The organism is Comamonas sp. FUJ_7, from assembly GCF_057369555.1.
The window spans coordinates 452,759-473,196 of record NZ_JBXXZI010000001.1 but is presented as its reverse complement, the minus strand read 5'-3'; the positions used below and the strand labels follow the sequence as shown (position 1 = coordinate 473,196).

The window sequence follows — 20,438 nt, the reverse complement described above, 5'->3', positions numbered from 1 at the left end:
AAATGCGAGGGATAGAAAGTACGAAACCTGTCTTCATGGCACGCCTGCTGCATGATCTGAAACTCCAGATGAGCAAGGTGACAAAACCACGCATTCTAGATGCTTTGCTGTGAACGCTTTGCGGCGGTGCTGTGCCGGCAATGCTCTGGATGACTGCAGCACGTTGCTTTTCAGCCAAGCCTGTCAAGGCTGTGCACCAGTTGCCAGGCGGTGCGTTATATATAAAGCCATTCAGTCCTGAAGCCGGTTTGAGGAGTTCTCATGTCAGCCCTGCCCTTGTTGAGCCAATCCCTACGCGATGCAGATCAGATGCTGGAGCGCACTTTGGCGCAATGGGGAGGGACTGAGGATCTATGGGTCTTTGGCTACGGCTCCTTGATCTGGCGTCCTGAGTTTGATTTCAGCGAGCGTCGCTCTGCCCATGTCCATGGTTGGCATCGAGCTCTCAAGATGTGGAGCACGATCAACCGTGGCACTCCCCAGACACCAGGTCTGGTATTTGGCATGCTGCCTGGTGGCAGCTGCCAAGGCATGGTGTTTCGCATACCACGTGCACAAGGCGATGCGGCAATGCGAAAACTTTGGCTGCGTGAAATGCCCAATGCGGTGTACGACCCCCGCTGGCTGCAGTGCCGAACCCCTAAGGGCAGCGTGAAAGCCCTGGCCTTCACACTGTCACGGCAAAGCCCGCATCACACGGGTGAGCTGGCTCCGGACGAATACCGTCGCATTTTTTCTCAGGCGCAGGGCATCTATGGAACGACACTGGACTATGCGCAGGCCACGCATGAGCAATTGCAAAGTATGGGCATTGATGACAAGGCGCTGAAGCGACTGCTGAGCTATGTAGACCATAGCCACATCACTCAAACGCTATCCGGTGCTATTTGAAACATAGCTAACAGCTCTTATCAGTATTGGCTTTAGTCCCAAAAACACTTGAAATATAAGTCTGCTGCGGCACAATGGCTTTTTTGATTCTGGAAAGACTGACATGTTCGCCAATCGTGTTGCCGCCCTCTTTTCACGTCCAGCCTGGAGCGGCCTGATGCTCGCCTCGACCATGGCCATGACAGCTTGCTCGACGACTGAAAACACCACAGCGCCCTCTTCAACTGAAAGTCCTGCGACTGCATCTCATGGCAAAGGCATTCAGTCCATTGCCCGCCTTAAGGCCACCAAAGGCAGCCAGGTCAGCGGTACCGTGCAGTTTTTCCCTCAGGCTGACGGCAGCATTCGTATACAAGGCCGTGTGCAAGGGCTGGCGCCGAACAGCGAGCACGGATTTCATGTCCATGAAAAAGGCGACTGCTCCAGCGGAGATGGGCTGAGCGCTGGTGGTCATTTCAACCCAAGTCAGCAAGCTCATGGCAAGTTCGGCGACAGCAAAGCCCATCATCTTGGCGATCTGCCCAGCCTGGAGGCTGACAACCAAGGCATCGCCACTATTGATTTTGTGAGCAAAGAGCTGAAGCTGGACAGAGGTAGCCACGGAGTTCTTGGTCGCGCCTTGATCGTACACAAGGACCCTGACGACTACACGACTCAGCCTACCGGCAATTCAGGGGCTCGACTGGCCTGCGCAGTCATAGAGCGCGGCGCTTAAGAGTTCTTCGTTCACACGCGTCCTTGATCCAGCCCCTTTTCAGGGGCTTTTTCATGGCTTATGTCCGCCGCCCGTTATCTGTATCTGGAGCCTCTTTGCCAAGACTTGGCGGGCCTGCTCCAAGGGGTGGACGGTATCCGCATCGAGCACACAACCGATGTCATCACATTGCCAATGCTGCAGCTTCTAAGCTTGTGCGGCCTGTCTGGCGACAGAGGCTGCCCCTTGATCACCAGTGAGTTGGCAAAGGGCCTGACCTGCAGCCTGGCTGAACGCCACTGGGTCACCTTTACGGCCTTGATAAAAAGCTTGAATCACGTGCAGCTCTTGCTTTGGCAGATGGGAGAGATGCCGCAACAGATCTCTCAGTGTCTCTGGCAGAGCCAAAGGCAGGTCGGCCGGGACAATCAACCAACTACCCAAGTGCAGCGTCGCTTTAACATGCGATATAGCGCTGCCGCAAGCACCAGCACACAGGGCTGATCTGAGCGGATGGATGGCGTGTGCAAAACTTCTTCATGCATATTGCGGTTGAGCATAACGCTGGCATTGAGTGCGCGGCAAAATACGCAGCATGAGCAGCCTATCTACTTCCATCGCCGACCTGCGCAAAAGCTATGAGCGTGCAGAGCTGAGCGAGTCCGCCTCTAATGCCAATCCCCTGCAGCAGTTTGACCAATGGCTGCAGGAAGCGGTAAACGCGCATGTGCCAGAGCCCAATGCCATGACGGTGGCCACGGTAAGCGGTGATATGCGCCCCAGCACGCGCATTGTGCTGATCAAGGGCTATGACGAACGCGGCATTGTCTGGTACACCAACTATGACAGTCGCAAAGGCCAGGAACTGGCGGGCAACCCGTTTGCTGCTTTGCAATTTCACTGGGTGGAGCTCGAGCGTGTAGTTCGAATTGAGGGAAAGGTGGAAAGAGTCAGTGCCGAAGAAAGTGATGCCTACTTTGCCAGCCGTCCCCTTGATTCCCGAATTGGGGCATGGGCCAGTCCTCAGAGCCAGGTGATCAGCGGTCGCAGCGTACTGGTCGCCAATGCGGCTAAATACAGTGCGCAATTTCTGCTTAACCCTCCTCGCCCGCCGCACTGGGGAGGCTTTCGTCTGGTTCCAGAACGATGGGAGTTTTGGCAAGGCCGTAAAAGCCGGCTGCATGACCGACTGGTCTATCGCCAAGAAGGCCTGGACTGGACAAGAGAACGGCTGGCTCCTTGAGAGCCGAAAAGGTTTTTATTGAATGCAAAGGGGTTCTTTAGAACCCCTTTGCATTCTTTTTCTTTTTTTCAAAAGTCACGAGGAAGTATCAAGTTTCTTATTAAATTTCATGTAAGTTACATTAAAATCAATGCATGGATAGCGAACACAAGACCCCAGTACTCCATCGGCAATCCGCCAAGGCATCAGCAGTTCCTACAGGTACTGATTTGTTTCGCGAATGGCTGGCGCATGAAGGCAGCAAGAGCTGGGATGCTCTGGACTCATCTCCTGACGGCAACTACGAAAAGGTTTGGCAGTCCTGGCTTATGCACTTGTCTGGCCGGAGTCCTCTTTCCACCCAAACGCACTCCTCTCATGAAGCCCCGTCAACCAAGCTCTGGCATCAGGCCTCTGCACAAGACGTACAGAGTTTTTTACAGATCCGTGATGGTCAACGCGCCCATCACCACCCTGATCGAAAGATCAGCCCCGTGACTTTGCGCCGCTACTGGCGCTTGCTGGAGCGTATCTACGACCATGCGCTGGAACATGGCTGGATTGACTCCAACCCCGCTACAGGGCTTGTGCCAGCAGAACGGCCGCCAGCAGAAGATGGCAAGGGGCATTGCCTGCCTCCCCTGCTTTGGCAAGCCTTGCCACGCTTCTTTCCAGAAGCCGATGGCTACCAGAATGCACGCGACCGCGCGATTTTGCTGCTGCTTTATGAGATGGCTCTGGCTCCCGAAGAGGTCCGTTGCCTGCTTTGGAAGGATTTGCGCTCCAGCGCTGAGCGGATTTGGACAGGCACTTCAGAGTCCATTGCCAATGGCGACTCTCCCCTGCCCCGCTACTTGCAGATCGAAGGCACTCGCAATGCCCAGCAAAGGCTGCTGGAACTGCCCGACACCGTGGCGCAGGCATTGCAGACCTGGAGAAGATTCAGTGCAGCGCAGCGCGGGCCATCCGTGATCGAAGGCACGCATATCGTCTTCTATTCGCGCCGTGGCGGCGAGCTCTCGGTACGCATGCTGTTTCATGTGGCCTCGCAGATCATCCAGCGCGCCCATCAGGCTCAGCCCGAAGACAGCCAGAAATTTCCGCTGCACCGTGTGGGGCCTCAGGTGCTGCGCAACACCGCCATCGTGCAATGGCTGCGCGCCGGCGTTCCTGCCTCAGAAGTGATTGCAAGAATTGGCGTCAACAATTCACGCTCTCTCAGACACTTGCAGCATTATTTATAGCAACTAGCCCTTGCTGACACGGGGCTAGTTGCTATTTAGAGTCTTAATTTAAGGCGTGGCTCAGAAGTCCATTCTCAAGCCCAGCACCAGATTTCGGCCTGTCAGCGGTGCAGCGCTCTTGATGAACGATGTTGCCGAATAGGCCAGACGATTGGTGAGGTTCTGTCCCTTGACGTAAAACTGCCACTGATTGCCGCCACTCTTCCATTGGTAGCTGGCGCCCAGATTCAGCATGCCGTAGCCGGGAGTCTGGGTCTCATACTGCGCCGTGCGACTCTGGCGCAGCACCTGAGTCCACTCCGCCATGCCATCCCACCCAGCCAGGCGCGCATTGACCCGCAAGCCCGCACGCAAAGCCGGAATACGCGGCAAAGCAGAGCCGTCTTCCAGACGTGCACGCACGCCATCCCCAAAGACACTCACACTCCATTCACGGCTCAGGCGCTGGCTCAGTTGGGCTTCCCAGCCCGTAAAGCGCGCATTGCCCTGGGTGTATTGCAGCAGTTGCAGTCCTTCGTGGGCATCCAGCGTTGCGCCGTAGATATAGCCCTTGATGCGGTAGTGATAGGCATTGAGCTTCCAGTTCGTATCACCGGCCGTCTTGGCCAGGCCCAGATCCAGCGCCTGAGAGCGCTCGCGCGACAGATTGGGGTTGCCGACCTCATAAGTTGCCGTGGCCATGTGCAGACCATTGGCAAACAGCTCTTCGGCCGTAGGCATACGGCTGCCACTGGTGAACGATGCCGACGCACTGTAGCCGGGTTGGAACTTCCAGACCGTGCCCAGCGATGCCGAGGTGGCATTGTGACTGCGCCGCTCGTTGCTCAGCTCGGCTTCAACGCGCTGGCGGTCGTGGCGCAAAGCGCCTTGAAAGCTCCAGTCCTGCCAGCGGTATTCCTCCAGCAGATACAGGCTGTGGCGCTGGGTGTCCGTGGGCTGCACATAGGCCTCTTCACCCGTGGCACTGAAGCGGCGCTTGAGAGTCTGCAGGCCCAGCGTGCCACGCCATCCGGCAATGGGCTCATGCTCCATCTCCAGACGCAGGTCATGGCCCTTGTTTTTGAACTGGGTGGCCACGCTGCCACCCTCAATCTCATCGTGGCGGTAGTTGGTCAGACCGCCACGCAAGCGCAAGGCAGCAATAGCGGCTGTGGGCTTGCGCCATTCACCCCGCAAATCCCAGCGCTCATTGGTCAGATCGACCACGGGAACGCTGCCGCTTTCTCCGTGCTCATGATCGTGGTCATGTCCCTCATGTCCGTGGCCGTGATCGCCGCAATGCAGATGGTCACCATGGGTGTGGCAGCCCGCAAAACTGTGCTGATGGCCAGGCAAGCCGTATTTGGCCTGCTGGCGCGTATAGGCCAGACCCAGATAGCCCTGATTGCCCACCCAGGACAGGCCTACGCTGCCCGTGTTGCCACGGCTGAAGCTACCCGCAACCTTGTTCTGGCCCCAGCCGCCACCCACGCGATAGTCTCCGGCATTGCGGGCCACGCCCTCGGCATGCAGCACCAGTTGGCCGTTATCGTTCTTGAGCGGAGTGGCAGTGGTCAGGGAGAACGCGCCTGCCGACATGCCTGCAGCCGTGCCGGCCTGCACCTCGGCCGAGCCTTCCAGACCCTTATCGGGTGCCTGGGTTGGGATCTTGCTGTCCAGCACATTCACCACGCCACCCATGGCACCAGGGCTGTAGAGCAAGGCCGAAGGACCACGCAGTACCTCGATCTGGTTGGCCAGCAAGGGCTCGTTGGTCACCGCATGGTCAGGGCTGACGGTCGAGGCATCGAGCAATTCCGAGCCATCGCTGAGCACGGATACGCGCGCGCCATCCATGCCGCGAATCACAGGCCGGCTGGCCCCAGCACCGAAATGGCTGGCATGGATGCCTGGCTCGGCCGCCAGGGTTTCACCCAGCGTCGCGGCGCGGCGCAGACGCAGCTCTTCTTCGCCCAGCACTTGTACGGGCGTGGCCATATCACCCGCCGCCAGGCCGGTTGCCGATACCGTGACTTCCGCCAAAGCGGCCTCTGACTGCGCCGCCTCTGTCTGGGCGAATGCCATGGGAGCACAGACCAACAGGCTCAGCCCGGTTGTCAGAACCAGTCCGCGTCCGGCGGGCTCCAGCGCCTCAATGGCGCGAGCAAGCGCCGACTTGGAAGGCAGGTGAAAAAATGGGGAGGAAGAACTCTGTGTTGAAGAGTGTAGAAAACGTTGAGACATCTCAGTTCCGCAAACTGACCGTGCACACACAAGCCTTCAGGCTCAGAAAAGCATGCACAGAAAATTCAATCAAAACAGCCTCAAGCACTTATGTATCAAGCGCTATTAGCTATCAATTTGGATTTTTTTGACGCAAGTGAGCTTGTCATGCCACTGCATGACAAAACGCCTACGCCAGCGTGAGATGCGAGGGAGGTGCACGCGCCGTCAGTGGAGCAGCGACAAAGATAGCCCTTGGCGCGGGCGCCTGGGGCTGGGGGAGCAGCGATGGAGGTGCTGCTGCGTTAAACGCCAGCACGACTGGCGGGCCGGCATAGCCATGATTTGCCTGGTCCAGCAGTTGACACTCGGCCGGTCCATGTCCGGCAAACAAGGCATGAACCCAGGCCAGATCAGCGCCACAGGCGTTTGCACCGGTCGCACAGTCAGCTGCATCGGCTGTAACTGCTACCGCCTGAATCGCGTGAGCATGAGCCACAAAGGCCGTGCTGGAAGAAGCACTTCCTGCATGCACCGCTCGGTGCATCTGACCCAGCGTCGGCCCCAGCAACAGGCTCAGAGCCAGCAGCCCCATGAGCCAGCGCATATTCCAGCGCTCTACCCACATTGCACGCAGGCTGGCGCTCCCGTCAGACGGTGCTGACCGGTGGGGACTACGCAAACGGGAATGGATTGACACGTGGAAGCAGTGAAAGCGTTCGTGAACAGCAAGCGGCCAGATGGATCAAGCTGAATCAAGAGGCCGAAGGTTGCAGAGTGTATCTGCACTCGAGCGTCTCAACCCGAGACGGGGTTTAATCCTTGAGCCAGCGCGAGAACGCGTGCTGAAATTTCTGCACTTTGGGCCCCACCACAAAGGCGCAATAGCCCTGGTTGGAGTGCTGCAAAAAATAATCCTGGTGGTAGTCTTCGGCGGGCCAGTAATTCGTCAAGGGCTCGATCTGCGTGACGATGGGCGCATCAAAGGCTTTTTCGGCCTGCATTTCATCCACCAGGTTTTTTGCGACATCGGCCTGCTGTGCCTGGGTCGTGAAGATGGCACTGCGGTATTGCGTGCCCACATCATTACCCTGACGGTTTAGCGTGGTCGGGTCATGCGTGCCGAAGAAAATCAGTAGCAAATCACGCAGGCTGATCACAGCGGGATCGAAGTCCAGCTTCACCACTTCCGCGTGGCCCGTCTGGCCCGTGCAAATGTCATCGTAGCTGGGGTGATCCAGATGCCCATTGGCATAACCGCTTTGTACATCCACAATGCCACGCACGCGGTCAAACACCGCCTCAGTGCACCAAAAGCAACCACCGCCCAGATAAATGGTTTCAACAGCCATCTCAGTTTCCTTGTATCCAAACACACCTGCCGCCCATACACCAGCTGCCTATGTGCCCAGCGAGCGTAGCTCAAATTCTCGCCCCATTGGCACCACTCGAGCGCTTTCAAAGCTCGCCGTGCCGCAGCGCGCCCACTAAACTACGTGCTGCTTTGCAAAAAAGACCATCATCCACATGTCTAGGATGCAGCGCACAAATACAAAAACCTGCATCGAGGGAATCACATCATGAAGCTTTCTGGCCGCTGGGCCCTGAGTCTGACCCTCATCGGCTTGCTGATTGTCATTGGCTGGCGGGCCACCTCCAATCTGCAGCACAAAAAACAGGCCGTGGCCAACAGCTCTGTGCAGCAGGAGCTGCCCATACAGCTGACTGTCAGCGAGGTCATCAGCGTGGAGCAGCGTCCACTGGCCCTGACAGTTCCTTTGAACGGCGTGGTGCAGGCGGTGAACTCCGCTGTGGTCAAAGCCTACGTTTCCGGCGAGCTGCGTGGCCTGACGGTGCGCGAGGGCGACAGCGTCAAAAAAGGCCAGCAACTGGCTCGCATCGATGCTGCCGAGTCTGAAGCTCGCTGGCGCCAGGCACAGCAGCAAGCAGACGCCTCCAGGGCCCAGCTGCTCATTGCCCAGCGCAATCATGACAACAATGCCGCACTGGTGCAAAAAGGCTTTATTTCCACCACGGCCCTGGCAACTTCACAGGCCAACCTTGACACTGCCAAGGCCAACCTAGCGGCCGCTCAGGCCGCGGCTGACGCCACTCGCAAGGCAGTCACCGATGCCGTCATCCTCAGCCCCATGAACGGTCAGATTGCCCAGCGCTTTGTACAAGACGGCGAACGCGTAGGCGTAGAAGCGCGCATCGTCGAAGTCGTTGACCCCAACCAGCTGGAAATCATGGCCCAACTGGCCCCTGCAGATTCGGTGCAAGTCGAGGTCGGACAACTGGCTGAGCTTCAAGTGCCTGGAGCAGCTCAGGGCACGAGCACCGTTCACGCCAAGGTGGTGCGCATCAACCCCATTGCCCAGACCGGCTCGCGCACCGTGGCAACGTATTTGGCGATTCAGGATGCAGCCAAGCTTCAAAGCGATAGCAGTCAACCCAGCTTCCACCTGCGCCCTGGCCTTTTCTTGCAAGGCAGCATCATTACCGGCAACTCCAGCCAACTGGCCATTCCCCTGGCAGCAGTGCGCACCGACAAGCCCTTGCCGTATGTTCAAGTGCTGACAAGCTTGGACTCACCTGCAACTTCTGGAGCGCCCGAGCGCTCGCATGAGCAGCCGGGACGCCAAGAACTGCGCATTGCGCACAAGAGTGTGGAGCTGGGCCGCCAGGCATCAGTGGACGGAGTGACCTGGGTTCAGGTTCTCAAAGGGCTGAATGCGGGTGAGCGTGCTCTGGCCGGCTCTTCGGGTGCCTTGCGCGAAGGCACGCTGGTGGAGCTTGCGCCTGCATCGACAGCCGCCCCGGCGGACCACAGCAGGAGCCAGTAAATGTGGTTCACGCGCATCAGTCTGAAAAACCCCGTACTGGCCACCATGCTCATGCTGGCCTTTGTGGTGCTGGGGGTGTTTTCGTACCAGCGGCTCAAGGTCGATCAATTCCCGAATATTGAATTCCCCGTGGTCGTGGTGAGCGTGGAGTATCCCGGAGCCTCCCCGGAGATCGTGGAGAGCGAAGTCACCAAGAAGATCGAAGAGGCCGTCAACTCGGTGGCGGGTATCAACGCCCTGACCTCGCGCAGCTACGAAGGCACGAGTGTCGTCATCATCGAGTTTCAGCTGCACATCGACGGGCGGCGGGCAGCCGATGACGTGCGCGAGAAAGTCGCGTCCGTGCGCCCAACTCTGCGTGACGAGGTCAAGGAGCCGCGAGTCATTCGCTTTGACCCGGCCAGCACGGCGGTGTGGTCGCTGGCCGTGCTGCCAGATCCGCATGCCTTGCACGGAGAAACAGCGCCAAACGGCCAGACCGTCACCCCGCCCGATGCGATTGCGCTGACCAGCTGGGCCGACCAGGTGCTGAAAAAGCGGCTGGAAAATGTACGCGGCGTGGGAGCCGTGAACCTGGTGGGTGCGACCCAGCGCGAGATCAACATCTACCTGGACCCGCAGGCACTGGAGGCCTACTCCATCACCCCCGAGCAGGTGGCCCAGGCAGTGCGCGCCGAAAACCAGGACCTGCCCGTGGGAGCGATCCGCTCCAGGGCGCAGGAACGCGTGGTGCAGATTGATGCGCGCATTCAACGCCCCGAAGAGTTTGCCCGCATCATCGTCGCCCACCGCAATGGTGCGCCGATTCGGGTCGGTCAGCTCGCTCGCGTGCAGGACGATGCGGCAGAGCTGCAGACGCTGGCCCTGTACAACGGCAGCCGCACCTTGCTGATGTCCGTGCAAAAGGCCCAGGACGAAAACACCATCGAAGTGGTCGATGGCTTGAACGCAGCCATTGCAGCCATTGCTCCTGAGCTGCCGCCAGGCGTGCGACTGCAGGCCATTGCCGATAACTCTCGTGCCATCCGTGTGGGGGTGGACAACGTGCGCCAGACGCTGATTGAAGGGGCCGTACTCACGGTGCTCATCGTGTTTCTGTTCCTGAACTCCTGGCGTTCCACGGTGATCACGGGGCTGACACTGCCCATCGCGCTGATTGGCACCTTCCTCTTCATGTACTGGTTTGGCTTTTCCATCAACATGGTCACGCTGATGGCACTGTCGCTGTGTGTGGGACTGCTGATTGATGACGCCATCGTGGTGCGCGAGAACATCGTGCGCCATGTGCAAATGGGCAAGAACGCCTATCAGGCAGCGCTGGAGGGTACTCAGGAAATTGGACTGGCCGTGCTGGCGACCACGCTGTCCATCGTCGCCGTATTCCTGCCCATTGGTTTCATGGGCGGCATCATCGGCCAGTTCTTTCACGAGTTCGGTATCACCATCGTGGCCGCCGTGCTGATCTCCATGTTTGTCAGCTTCACGCTGGACCCCATGCTCTCCAGCGTCTGGCACGACCCGGCCATTCATGGCCATGGTGAGCATGGCGGCAAAAGCCTGTACGACCGCACACTGGGTCGGGTGACGGCCTGGGTGGAGCGCATGAGCGACAAGCTCTCGGACTTCTATCAGAGCATTCTGCGCTGGTCGCTGGCCCACAAGCTGCTCACACTGGCACTGGCATTCTTGATTTTCATAGCAAGCATCGCCCTTGTACCTTTGCTTGGAACCGAATTTGTGCCCAAGGCAGACTTCTCGGAGACCTCGGTGACGTTCAACACACCCGAAGGCTCCTCCATCGAAGCCACAGAGGCCAAGGCCCAGCAGGTCACGCAGATCCTGCGCGAGCTGCCCGAGGTGCGCTACACGCTAACCACCATCAATACCGGCAACGCCAGCGGCAAGAACTACGCCAATATCTATGTACGCCTGGTGGACCGACATCAACGCCAGCGCAATGTGGATGAAATTTCGGCCTATCTGCGTCCCAAGCTGCAGGCGATTGCCGGCATCAAGGTCACCCATGTGGGCTTGCGCGAATCCGTGGGGGGACAAAAGCAGGTGGAGTTCTCGCTCATGGGGCCTGACCTTGACGAGCTGGCGCGCCTGAGTCAAATCGTTCAAGAGCGCATCAGCTCCATTGCAGGCCTGGTTGATCTGGACTCCAGTCTCAAACCCAACAAGCCGCTGGTGAACATTGAGGTTCACCGTGATGCCGCAGCAGATCTTGGGCTTTCCGTGGGAAGCATGGCCAATGCCCTGCGCATCTGGGTGGCTGGTCAAACGGTGGGCAACTGGCGCGCCAGCGATGACCAGACCTATGACGTCAATGTGCGCCTCACGCCCGAGGCGCGCACCACACCGCAGGACCTGGAGCGCCTTCCCTTTGCGCTGTCGGCCAGCGACGGCAGCATGCGCATCGTGCGCCTCAACCAGGTCGCCAGCGTGCTCGAAGGCACCGGCCCCAGCCAGATCAACCGCCGCAATCTCAACCGCGAGGTCGCCATCAACGCCAACGTGTATCTGCGCAGCACAGGCGAGGTCAGCGGCGATATCAGTCAGGCCCTGGCCGGAATTCCCATGCCGCCGGGCTACAGCTATCAGTTCAGCGGTGCTGCCAAGAACATGGCCGAGTCCTTTGGTTATGCCATTTCGGCGCTGATGCTGGCCATCATCTTCATCTACATGATTCTGGCCAGCCAGTTCAAGAGCTTCCTGCAGCCGCTGGCGCTTATGACTTCGCTGCCTCTGACGCTGATCGGCGTGGTGCTGGCACTGATGATGTTTGGCTCAGCCCTGTCCATGTTCTCCATCATCGGCATCGTCATGCTCATGGGGCTGGTGACCAAGAATGCCATCTTGCTGGTGGACTTCGCCATCCGCGCACGTGAGCCACAGCTCGATGCAGCCACAGGCCAGCTCCTGCCCGGCCTGCCGCGCAGCGAAGCGCTGCTGCTGGCCGCCCGCGTGCGTCTGCGCCCGATTTTGATGACCACACTGGCCATGATCTTCGGCATGGTGCCGCTGGCCTTTGCCGTCACCGAAGGCTCGGAGCAACGCGCGCCCATGGGACAGGCCGTGATTGGCGGCGTGATCACCTCCTCGCTGCTGACGCTGGTGGTCGTGCCCGTGGTGTACTGCTATCTCGATGATTTTGCGCAATGGCTGCGTCGCAAATGGTTGGGTGCAGACCCAAAAAGCAGCGAGCCGCCGCACAAAGCCTCTTAGGCTCGTAGAATCAGCGGTTTGTCCTGATAAGTCTTTCCCCGGAGATACCATGGCCTTGCCAATGAACGCCCAAGTAGACCCGCGCGACGTGCACGCGCAGGCTCGTTTCAACATGATCGAACAGCAGATCCGCCCCTGGAACGTGCTGGACGATGCGGTGCTGGAGTTGATGGGCAAGGTCCACCGCGAAGACTTTGTGCTGCCCGAGTACGCCAACCTGGCCTATATGGACATCGAAGTCCCCTTGAAGGGCAACCCCGAAGAAGCGGCTGCCAAGGGCTGGCACATGCTGGCACCCAAGATCGAGGCACGCATGCTGCAAGACGTCCAGCTCAAGCCCACCGACCGCGTGCTCGAGATCGGTGCGGGCTCCGGCTACATGGCCGCCTTGCTGGCCGCTCAGGCCAAGGAAGTCGTGACCCTGGAGATCGACCCCGAGCTGGCCGAGATGGCCCGTGAAAACCTGGTGAGCGCCGGTGTCAAGAACGTCGAAGTCAAGCTGGCCAACGGTGCAACCGCCTCCTTGGCGGAAGGCAGCTTTGACGTCATTGTGCTCAGCGGCTCGGTGGCCAGCATTCCTGAAGCCCTCTATGCCCAGCTCAACGAAGGCGGCCGCATTGCAGCCATCGTCGGCCATATGCCTGTGATGCGCTTCACGCTGGTCACCAAGAACGGCAACAACTTCGAAGTCAAGCAGCCCTGGGATACCGCAGCCAGCCGCCTCAACGGCTTTGAAGAGCCCTCGCGCTTCTCGTTCTAAGCGCTTGCGCAATTCGCCCTGCAACCGCCCCAGTCTGTGGCTGGGCACCCGGTTCGGGGCCTTCTTACAGCATCAGGGCTGGCCTTCTCCATCCGCCGCCAGCCACCAGGAGTTTTTATGTTGACCCAGGTTTTGCCCGCACAGTTTCAGCAATGGCTGGCTTCTTATGCCGAAAACGGCATCAAGCCCGTGGTACTGGATGTGCGCGAGCCCTGGGAAATCGCCCAGGCCAGCATTCAGCCCGGTGAGGGCTTCGAGCTGCGCTGCATCCCCATGCATGACATCCCTGCACGCCTGCAGGAGCTCGATCCAGACCACCCCATTGCCTGCCTGTGCCACCATGGCGCACGCAGCATGAGTGTGGCGGCCTTTCTGGTCAACAACGGCTTTGAGGATGTGAGCAACATCACCGGCGGCATTGACGCCTGGTCGCTGAGCGCCGATCCGGCGGTACCCCGTTATTGAATATGGAGCCTTGAGTGGACCATGACCCGTCCGGCTCACTCCGCGTTTTATGCCTTCTCTGTTGTGATCGAGACCACCCTACCCTGACGTCTATGACCAAGCTGCCCAGGCCCCTGCAAATCCCATCCGTCCACGCCTTGCGTGTTATTTCCTTGGGAGTTTTGTTGGCATGGGGCGGCGCTCAGGCACAAGCGCAGTCCTTGTCCGAGCTGGTGGCGCAGGCGCGCAGCTATGACGCTTCCTGGCAAGCCCAGCAGGCCGATGCACGTGCAGCGGCCAGTCGTGCCGATCAGGCCCGCTCCGGCTTGCTGCCCAGCGTGGGCCTGTCGGGCGGTGTGAACCGCACCCACACCGACATCAGCATGGCCAAGTCTGCTACCCAGCCTGCGTTGGACTACAGCGTCAACAACACCACGCAGAACCTGCAGCTCAGTGCCCAGCAGCCGCTGTACCGGCCGGCCAACAAGATTGCCTACGAACAAGGCCAACGCGGCGTGGATGTGGCCCAGGCCCAGCTGGATGCGGCAGCACAGAGCCTGATCGTGCGCGTGGCCCAGGCCTATTTCGACGTCCTGGCCGCACAGGACAGCGTGCGCGTAGCACAGTCGCAAAAGCAGGCCATCCGCACCCAGCTTGAGATGGCCCAGCGCAATTTTGAGGTGGGCACAGCCACCATCACCGATGCGCGTGAAGCCCAGTCACGCTTCGACCTGGTAACCGCCCAGGAGGTCGCGGTGCAAAACGAACTTCAGGTCAAGCGCGTGGCTCTGGATCAATTGGTAGGCCGCGTCGGCATTGAGCCCATGCCCCTGGCAGCGCCGGTGACCCTGCCCCAGATCGAGCCAGACAATATGCAAAGCTGGGTGGATCAGGCCCTGAGCACACAGCCGCAGCTGCGCCAGGCCCAGTTGGCGCTCGACGTTGCGAAGCTGGAGACCCAAAAGGCCGAGGCCGGACACAAACCCACCGTGGATCTGCAAGCGGGTTATGTGGTCAATCGCTACCCCAATGGCTCCATGATGCCCAACCTCACGGCAGGCTCGCACACCAATGCGGCGCAGATCGGCGTGGTGATGAATATGCCGCTGTTCGCCGGTTTTGCCGTACAGAACCGCGTCAAGGAGACCGTGGCGCTCGAGGACAAAGCACGCGCCCAGCTCGATGATGCGCGCCGCACGGTGGAGCAATCGACACGCACGGCCTTTCTGGGCGTTCAGTCCGGTCATGCCCAGGTCAAGGCACTGGAAGCTGCGCTCTTGTCCAGCAAGAGCGCGCTCGAAGCCAACCAGATGGGCTACGAGGTGGGAGTTCGCATCAATATCGATGTGCTCAATGCGCAAAGCCAGCTCTATCAAACCGAGCGCGACCTGGCCAATGCTCGCTATCAGGTGCTGCTGGGACAGCTCAAATTGCGGCAGGCCGCAGGTGTTTTGCAAGACGACGATCTGCGTGCCATCGACGCTCTGACCCACACACCCAGCATCACGACCAAGGACACAGCTGCCGCCCTGGACAGTCCCGAGCCGGTGAAAGCGCCGCAGCGCACACCCAAGCGCTGAGGCAGGTGTTGAAGCAGGCCTTGAGGCTTTAAAGCATCAGGGCGTGAGGCATTGATGAGCCGCATGAACCTCTTCCTGGGCAGGTTCACGATTTCACAAGCCTCAGAGGGCAACACTATCGATAAAAGAGCGCATAGCACCCTCCAGCATTGAACTTCAAATCGTTTTGCACCTGAAATCAAGTTGTGACAAGCGCCTGCAGCTACTTTTTTGGGAGTTGCCGCCCGATTCGGTCTGCCTGGCTTACGGCTGTCTCGCCTTGAGAATCTCCAGCAGGCGCTCAGCCGTGGCCGCCGCAGCGCCGCGATTGGCTTGCATCAGCTGCAAGCCGCTTTGAACGGCAGCATCCAGGCGCTGTGGCTGTGCAAGCAACGCCAGTGCGGCTTGCAGCCCCGCCCTCATATCGGGCACGCGCAAAGCCGCGCCGGCCTGCACCGCCTCATCCGAGGCCTGGCTGAAGTTGAAGGTGTGCGGCCCCAGCACTACCGGACAAGAACAGGCCAGCGCCTCAATCAGATTTTGTCCACCCAAGGGGGCAAAACTGCCGCCCATCAGGGCCGCTGAGGCCAGCCCGTAGTAGCAAGGCATCTCACCCAAAGAGTCCCCCAGCCAGATGCTCTGCGCTTCGATACTCTTCGTGCTGGCCGATGAGACCGGCGGCACCAAGTCCCACTGACTGCGCCGTGAAACGGCGAAGCCGGCATCCACCAATAGCTGCGCCACTTCATCAAAGCGCTGAGGGTGCCGCGGAACAATCAGCCATTGCACGGCGGCAGCCTCATCGCCCAAAGCCTTGAGCGCTTCTATGAACTGCGCTTCTTCACCTTCGCGGCTGCTGGCCAAGAGCAAGACAGGCTTGCTCAGCAAAGAGCGCCACTGCCTGGCTTGTTCAAGCTGCCCATCATCAATGTGCACATCAAACTTCAGATTGCCCAACACCGCATCGACCTTGGCGCCGACATTGCGCAGTCGCCTAGCGTCCTCTTCGGTCTGAGCCCAAACGGCGGCCAAGGCCGCGTAGGCAGGCCGGGAGATGGGCTTGATCTTCAAAGCACCCGCTTGGGACTTTTCATTGAGCCTGGCATTGGCCAGGGTCAGCGCAACGCCAGCATTGGCGCAGGCGGCAATCAGGTTGGGCCAGATTTCGGTTTCCATCAACACGCCCACTGCTGGACGGAACTGCTGGAGAAAGCGCCGGGTGGCTCCCAAGGTGTCCCACGGCAACCAGACCTGTAAATCTCCAGGCTGCAGCAGCTTTGCGCCTTCTTCTCTGCCGGTCGCCGTGCTGTGGGTCAGCAGCAGCCGCATGTTCGGAATGCGCTCACGCAGCGCTTTGACCAAAATGGCGGCGGCCCGGGTCTCCCCCAGAGAGACGGAGTGAATCCAGATCCACTGGCCATGACCATCCTGGCCCAGGTCTTGAGGCTGGTAGTAGCCAAAGCGCTCGGGCACTGCCACGGCATAACCGGGCTCGGCCACGGCTCTGCGCCGCAGTTTGCGGCTCAGCAAGGGCTGTGCTGCCCAGGCCAGCACGCTGAAAAGCGCACGGGCCAGGGTCATGGGAGCGGGTTTGGTCATGCCTTGATTCAGGGTCAATCCGTATTTATCAGTGCGTCGATGCACCCACTTGGGCGTCAGGCTTGACACGCTTGAGCAGGCCCAGCATCTGGGCCTCGATGCGATGCAGTGCTTCTTCGCTGTGGCCTTCAAAACGCAGCACCAGCACGGGCGTGGTGTTGCTGGCGCGAATCAGGCCAAAGCCATCGGCCCAATCCACACGCAGGCCATCAATGGTGCTGACCTTGGCAGGCGCGGCAAATTCCGTGGCGGCCAGCGCTTGCAGCTCGGCTGCCAGACGGTGGGGCTCGCCTTCGGCACATGCCACGTTCAGCTCTGGCGTGGAGAAGCTGGTGGGCAAGGCATTGAGCACAGCGCTGGGGTTAGCCTCGCGACTGACGATTTCCAGCAGTCGGCAACCCGCATAGGTGCCGTCGTCAAAGCCGTACCAGCGCTCCTTGAAGAAGATATGGCCGCTCATCTCACCACCCAGAGGCGCGCCCAGCTCTTTCATGCGGGCCTTGACCAGGGAGTGACCCGTCTTGTACATCACGGCCTTGCCACCAGCAGCCTCGATCTCGGGCGCCAGGCGCTGGGTGCACTTGACGTCAAACACGATGGAGCCGCCGGGCACGCGCGAGAGCACATCCTTGGCGAACAGCATCATCTGGCGGTCTGGGAAGATGTTCTGGCCGTCCTTGGTGACGATGCCCAGACGGTCGCCGTCGCCGTCAAAAGCCAGACCCAGCTCTGCATCCGTGGTCTGCAGCGCATGGATGACATCGCGCAGGTTCTCGGGCTTGCTGGGGTCGGGGTGGTGGTTGGGGAAATTGCCATCAACTTCCGAAAACAGCTCAACCACCTCGCAGCCCAGCTGGCGAAAGATGCCGGGCGCCGAAGCACCGGCCACGCCGTTGCCGCAGTCCACCACCACCTTCATGGGGCGCGCCAGCTTGATGTCACCGACGATGCGGGAGCTGTAATCGGCCAGCACATCGGCCTGGCTGATCTGCCCCGCGCCGGTGATGGTCCAGTCTTCGGTTTCCATCCGCACGCGCAGTGCCTGGATTTCATCGCCGTAGATGGCGCGGCCAGCCAGCACCATCTTGAAGCCGTTGTAATCCTTGGGGTTGTGGCTGCCCGTCACCTGAATGCCGCTGGTGCACAGCGTGGCCGCCGCAAAATACAGCATGGGCGTGGTGGCCATGCCGATATCGATCACGTTCACGCCCACATCGGTCAGGCCCTGCATCAGCGAGGCCGACAGCGAAGGACCGGATAGGCGACCATCGCGGCCCACGGCCACGGTCTTTTCACCGGCAACCAGAGCCGCCATGCCAAAAGCGCGGCCGATGCCACGGGCGACCTCTTCGGTCAGCGTGCTCGGCACGATGCCGCGAATGTCATAGGCCTTGAAGATGGAGGATGCAACTTGCACGACAGCTCTTTCTTGAAGTTTTGAATTTCATAGCGCCCAGCACATTGCTGCAAAGCGTTATCGGTCGATTTTAGGCTGCAAACAGCAAGGCCCGAGCGCGATAGCCTCGGGCCTGCATTCACAGACAGGGTTTGTTGAGCGTTATAGACGCTGTTGAACCTGAGCCAGCACCGCCGGATCCTCCATGGTGCTCAGATCACCAGGATCACGCCCCTCTGCCACCGCCTGCAGGGCGCGGCGCAACAATTTTCCGCTGCGGGTCTTGGGCAAGGCTGTCACGAAAACCACGCGAGACGGGCGTGCCACGGCCCCCAAGCGAGAGTCCACCAGCTTCATCACTTCGGCTTCGAGCGCCTTGCTGGCTGTGGCATCCGTCACTGCTGCAGCGTCACGCACTACGGCAAAAGCCAAGGCCGCCTGCCCCTTGAGCGTGTCGGCAACGCCCACGACAGCCACTTCGGCAATCTGCGCATGGGCCGAGATGCTCTCCTCAATCTCGCGCGTGCCCAGCCGGTGGCCCGCCACGTTGATCACATCATCGGTGCGCCCCAAGATGAAGTAGTAACCATCCTCGTCGCGAATGCCCCAGTCGAAAGTGCTGTAAATCAGCCGGCCCGGAATGCTCTTCCAGTAGGTATTGACGAATCGATTGTCATCACGCCACACGGTTTGCATGCAGCCAGGAGGCAGCGGTCCTTCGATGGCCAGCACACCTTTCTGGTTGGAGCCTGTCAACTCTTGCCCGGTCGCATCGTCGATCAGCTTGACGTTGTAGCCATAGACGGCCTTGCCGGGACTGCCGAAGCGGGTCGCCTGCGGCTGCACGCCGTTGCACAGCGTCATGATGGGCCAGCCTGTTTCCGTCTGCCAATAGTTGTCAATGATGGGCTTGTTGATGGCTTCACTAATCCACGCTGCCGTGGGTTCATCCAGCGGCTCACCGGCCAGCCACAGCGCCTTGAGGCTGGAGATGTCATAGCGCTTCAGGTATTGGGCATCGTGCTTCTTGAGTACCCGAATCGCAGTGGGCGCCGAGAACATGTGCGTGACCTTGTACTTCTCGACAATACTCCACCAGATACCTGCATCAGGATTGACTGGCAGGCCTTCGTACATCACCGTCGCCATCCCTGCAATCAGCGGCGCATAGATGATGTAGCTGTGCCCCACCACCCAGCCAATGTCACTAGTGCAGAAAAAGGTCTGCCCCGGCTGACCGTCAAAAATATGCGGCATGCTGGCCGCCAGCGCCACGGTATAGCCGCCTGTGTCACGCTGCACGCCCTTGGGTTTGCCAGTCGTGCCGCTGGTGTAGAGCGTATAGCTGGGATGTGTGGATTCGACCCAGACGCAATCGACCTGGGCATTCAGGTTTTGCTCGCGCAAGGCAGCCCAGTCATGGTCACGCCCGGGCTGCATGGGCATGTCAGCCAGCCCACGGTTCACCATCAACACGGCTGCGGGCTGATGCTTAGACTGCTTGAGCGCCTCGTCTAGCAATGGTTTGTAGGCGACCACACGACCACCGCGTGAACCGGCATCGGCACTGACGATGACCTTGGGCTCAGCATCATCAATGCGAGAAGCCAGCGCCCCAGAGGCAAAGCCGCCAAACACCACGGAGTGAATGGCCCCCAGGCGGACGCAGGCCAGCATGGCAAAACAGGCCTCGGCAATCATCGGCATGTAGATCTGTACCCGGTCGCCCTGCTCCACACCCAGCGACTTCAAAACTGCCGCCATGCGATTGACCTCTGTATGCAGCTCACGGTAGCTGTAGACCTTTTCGGTCTGAGTCTCTGTCGAAATTGCAATCAGCGCGTTCTGGTCAGCGCGTGTGCTCAGATGCCGGTCAATGGCGTTGTGGCACAAATTGGTGGTGCCTGCTGCAAACCACTTGGCAAACGGTGGATTGCTGTAATCGCAGATCTGCGTGGGCTTTTGCTGCCAGTCGATCAGTTCGGCCTGCTCAGCCCAGAATGCATCGCGGTCTTCAATAGAGCGGCGATAGAAATCCTTGAAATTCGTCTTCATGAATAGGTCTCCTTGGCTTTCCATCCTTTGCAGAAAGCCTTCTGAATTCAGAATTATTCATAACGCACTTGCCAAAAACTGACAAAGCGCCGTCATCTTGCGCCACTCCACGTCAGCTGGCGCCGCCACCTCATCACGGCTTTCCAGACAAGGAACTCCTTTTTCGACCTCTTGCTGCTGCGATTTCACGCAGGCTTCACAAGCTTCCCACACTCTTCAAACGAGGCAGCCACAGTGAGGCTCTATTCAACACTCGCTAAATCACACCATGGATATTCCTCATAGCATCTGGATCACT

Annotated in this window: 16 protein-coding genes; 9 read left to right on the top strand and 7 right to left on the bottom strand. The window is 59.6% G+C overall.

From position 1 onward, the window contains the following. Positions 1 to 261 precede the first annotated feature (261 nt). Together AC2I9W_RS02155 and AC2I9W_RS02150 are read left to right on the top strand one after the other, a co-directional pair. Entirely contained in the window at positions 262 to 891 is a 630-nt protein-coding gene (locus tag AC2I9W_RS02155; RefSeq protein WP_486408404.1) for a gamma-glutamylcyclotransferase, read from the top strand. A 103-nt stretch (positions 892 to 994) separates the two neighbouring features. Next, positions 995 to 1,606: a superoxide dismutase family protein gene (locus AC2I9W_RS02150; protein ID WP_486408403.1), complete on the top strand. Its 612-nt coding sequence runs from the start codon at positions 995 to 997 to the stop codon at positions 1,604 to 1,606. 186 nt (positions 1,607 to 1,792) lie between these two features. On the opposite strand, the gene AC2I9W_RS02145 is transcribed toward AC2I9W_RS02150, so the two are convergent. Further along, a complete protein-coding gene (locus AC2I9W_RS02145) occupies positions 1,793 to 2,017 on the bottom strand; it encodes an NTP transferase domain-containing protein (protein WP_486408699.1) in 225 nt (74 codons plus the stop codon). 163 nt (positions 2,018 to 2,180) lie between these two features. Between AC2I9W_RS02145 and pdxH the strand changes: the two genes are divergently transcribed. Further along, entirely contained in the window at positions 2,181 to 2,828 is a 648-nt protein-coding gene (pdxH, locus tag AC2I9W_RS02140) for a pyridoxamine 5'-phosphate oxidase (protein ID WP_486408402.1), read from the top strand. A gap of 134 nt (positions 2,829 to 2,962) precedes the next feature. Beyond that, positions 2,963 to 4,051, top strand: coding sequence for a tyrosine-type recombinase/integrase (locus AC2I9W_RS02135; RefSeq protein WP_486408401.1), 1,089 nt, complete (start codon positions 2,963 to 2,965; stop codon positions 4,049 to 4,051). A gap of 60 nt (positions 4,052 to 4,111) precedes the next feature. On the opposite strand, the gene AC2I9W_RS02130 is transcribed toward AC2I9W_RS02135, so the two are convergent. From AC2I9W_RS02130 to msrA, 3 genes are all read right to left on the bottom strand, one after another. Continuing rightward, on the bottom strand, positions 4,112 to 6,274 hold the full coding sequence (locus AC2I9W_RS02130; RefSeq protein WP_486408400.1) for a TonB-dependent receptor domain-containing protein: 2,163 nt from the start codon (positions 6,272 to 6,274) through the stop codon (positions 4,112 to 4,114). Between the two features lie 169 nt (positions 6,275 to 6,443). Next, positions 6,444 to 6,953, bottom strand: coding sequence for a hypothetical protein (locus AC2I9W_RS02125; protein WP_486408399.1), 510 nt, complete (start codon positions 6,951 to 6,953; stop codon positions 6,444 to 6,446). 115 nt (positions 6,954 to 7,068) lie between these two features. Then, entirely contained in the window at positions 7,069 to 7,605 is a 537-nt protein-coding gene (msrA, locus tag AC2I9W_RS02120; protein WP_486408398.1) for a peptide-methionine (S)-S-oxide reductase MsrA, read from the bottom strand. A gap of 228 nt (positions 7,606 to 7,833) precedes the next feature. On the opposite strand from msrA, the gene AC2I9W_RS02115 reads away from it, so the two are divergent. From AC2I9W_RS02115 to AC2I9W_RS02095, 5 genes are all read left to right on the top strand, one after another. Beyond that, positions 7,834 to 9,099 (top strand): efflux RND transporter periplasmic adaptor subunit, encoded by a 1,266-nt coding sequence (locus tag AC2I9W_RS02115; RefSeq protein ID WP_486408397.1) that lies wholly within the window; start codon positions 7,834 to 7,836, stop codon positions 9,097 to 9,099. After that, complete coding sequence (locus AC2I9W_RS02110) at positions 9,100 to 12,327, top strand: efflux RND transporter permease subunit (protein WP_486408396.1); 3,228 nt, start codon at positions 9,100 to 9,102, stop codon at positions 12,325 to 12,327. A gap of 49 nt (positions 12,328 to 12,376) precedes the next feature. Then, positions 12,377 to 13,087, top strand: coding sequence for a protein-L-isoaspartate O-methyltransferase family protein (locus AC2I9W_RS02105; protein WP_158391277.1), 711 nt, complete (start codon positions 12,377 to 12,379; stop codon positions 13,085 to 13,087). A gap of 117 nt (positions 13,088 to 13,204) precedes the next feature. Then, complete coding sequence (locus AC2I9W_RS02100) at positions 13,205 to 13,552, top strand: rhodanese-like domain-containing protein (RefSeq protein WP_486408395.1); 348 nt, start codon at positions 13,205 to 13,207, stop codon at positions 13,550 to 13,552. A gap of 92 nt (positions 13,553 to 13,644) precedes the next feature. Further along, positions 13,645 to 15,111: a TolC family outer membrane protein gene (locus AC2I9W_RS02095; RefSeq protein ID WP_486408394.1), complete on the top strand. Its 1,467-nt coding sequence runs from the start codon at positions 13,645 to 13,647 to the stop codon at positions 15,109 to 15,111. A 243-nt stretch (positions 15,112 to 15,354) separates the two neighbouring features. Here the strand turns inward: AC2I9W_RS02095 and AC2I9W_RS02090 are convergent, their stop codons facing one another. The 3 genes from AC2I9W_RS02090 to AC2I9W_RS02080 form a co-directional block, all read right to left on the bottom strand. Next, complete coding sequence (locus AC2I9W_RS02090; protein ID WP_486408393.1) at positions 15,355 to 16,689, bottom strand: 3-deoxy-D-manno-octulosonic acid transferase; 1,335 nt, start codon at positions 16,687 to 16,689, stop codon at positions 15,355 to 15,357. Between the two features lie 28 nt (positions 16,690 to 16,717). Further along, positions 16,718 to 18,106, bottom strand: a complete 1,389-nt coding sequence (locus AC2I9W_RS02085; RefSeq protein ID WP_486408392.1) for a phosphomannomutase/phosphoglucomutase — start codon at positions 18,104 to 18,106, stop codon at positions 16,718 to 16,720. A gap of 141 nt (positions 18,107 to 18,247) precedes the next feature. Continuing rightward, on the bottom strand, positions 18,248 to 20,140 hold the full coding sequence (locus AC2I9W_RS02080; protein ID WP_486408391.1) for a propionate--CoA ligase: 1,893 nt from the start codon (positions 20,138 to 20,140) through the stop codon (positions 18,248 to 18,250). Positions 20,141 to 20,438 lie beyond the last annotated feature (298 nt).

Bases quoted from the DNA above. Each gene is read 5' to 3' on its own strand.
- pdxH (WP_486408402.1), top strand. From the start codon at position 2,181: ATGAGCAGCCTATCTACTTCCATCGCCGACCTGCGCAAAAGCTATGAG.
- AC2I9W_RS02080 (WP_486408391.1), bottom strand. From the start codon at position 20,140: ATGAAGACGAATTTCAAGGATTTCTATCGCCGCTCTATTGAAGACCGC.
- AC2I9W_RS02150 (WP_486408403.1), top strand. From the start codon at position 995: ATGTTCGCCAATCGTGTTGCCGCCCTCTTTTCACGTCCAGCCTGGAGC.
- msrA (WP_486408398.1), bottom strand. From the start codon at position 7,605: ATGGCTGTTGAAACCATTTATCTGGGCGGTGGTTGCTTTTGGTGCACT.
- AC2I9W_RS02155 (WP_486408404.1), top strand. From the start codon at position 262: ATGTCAGCCCTGCCCTTGTTGAGCCAATCCCTACGCGATGCAGATCAG.
- AC2I9W_RS02110 (WP_486408396.1), top strand. From the start codon at position 9,100: ATGTGGTTCACGCGCATCAGTCTGAAAAACCCCGTACTGGCCACCATG.
- AC2I9W_RS02095 (WP_486408394.1), top strand. From the start codon at position 13,645: ATGACCAAGCTGCCCAGGCCCCTGCAAATCCCATCCGTCCACGCCTTG.
- AC2I9W_RS02130 (WP_486408400.1), bottom strand. From the start codon at position 6,274: ATGTCTCAACGTTTTCTACACTCTTCAACACAGAGTTCTTCCTCCCCA.
- AC2I9W_RS02135 (WP_486408401.1), top strand. From the start codon at position 2,963: ATGGATAGCGAACACAAGACCCCAGTACTCCATCGGCAATCCGCCAAG.
- AC2I9W_RS02105 (WP_158391277.1), top strand. From the start codon at position 12,377: ATGGCCTTGCCAATGAACGCCCAAGTAGACCCGCGCGACGTGCACGCG.
- AC2I9W_RS02115 (WP_486408397.1), top strand. From the start codon at position 7,834: ATGAAGCTTTCTGGCCGCTGGGCCCTGAGTCTGACCCTCATCGGCTTG.
- AC2I9W_RS02100 (WP_486408395.1), top strand. From the start codon at position 13,205: ATGTTGACCCAGGTTTTGCCCGCACAGTTTCAGCAATGGCTGGCTTCT.
- AC2I9W_RS02090 (WP_486408393.1), bottom strand. From the start codon at position 16,689: ATGACCAAACCCGCTCCCATGACCCTGGCCCGTGCGCTTTTCAGCGTG.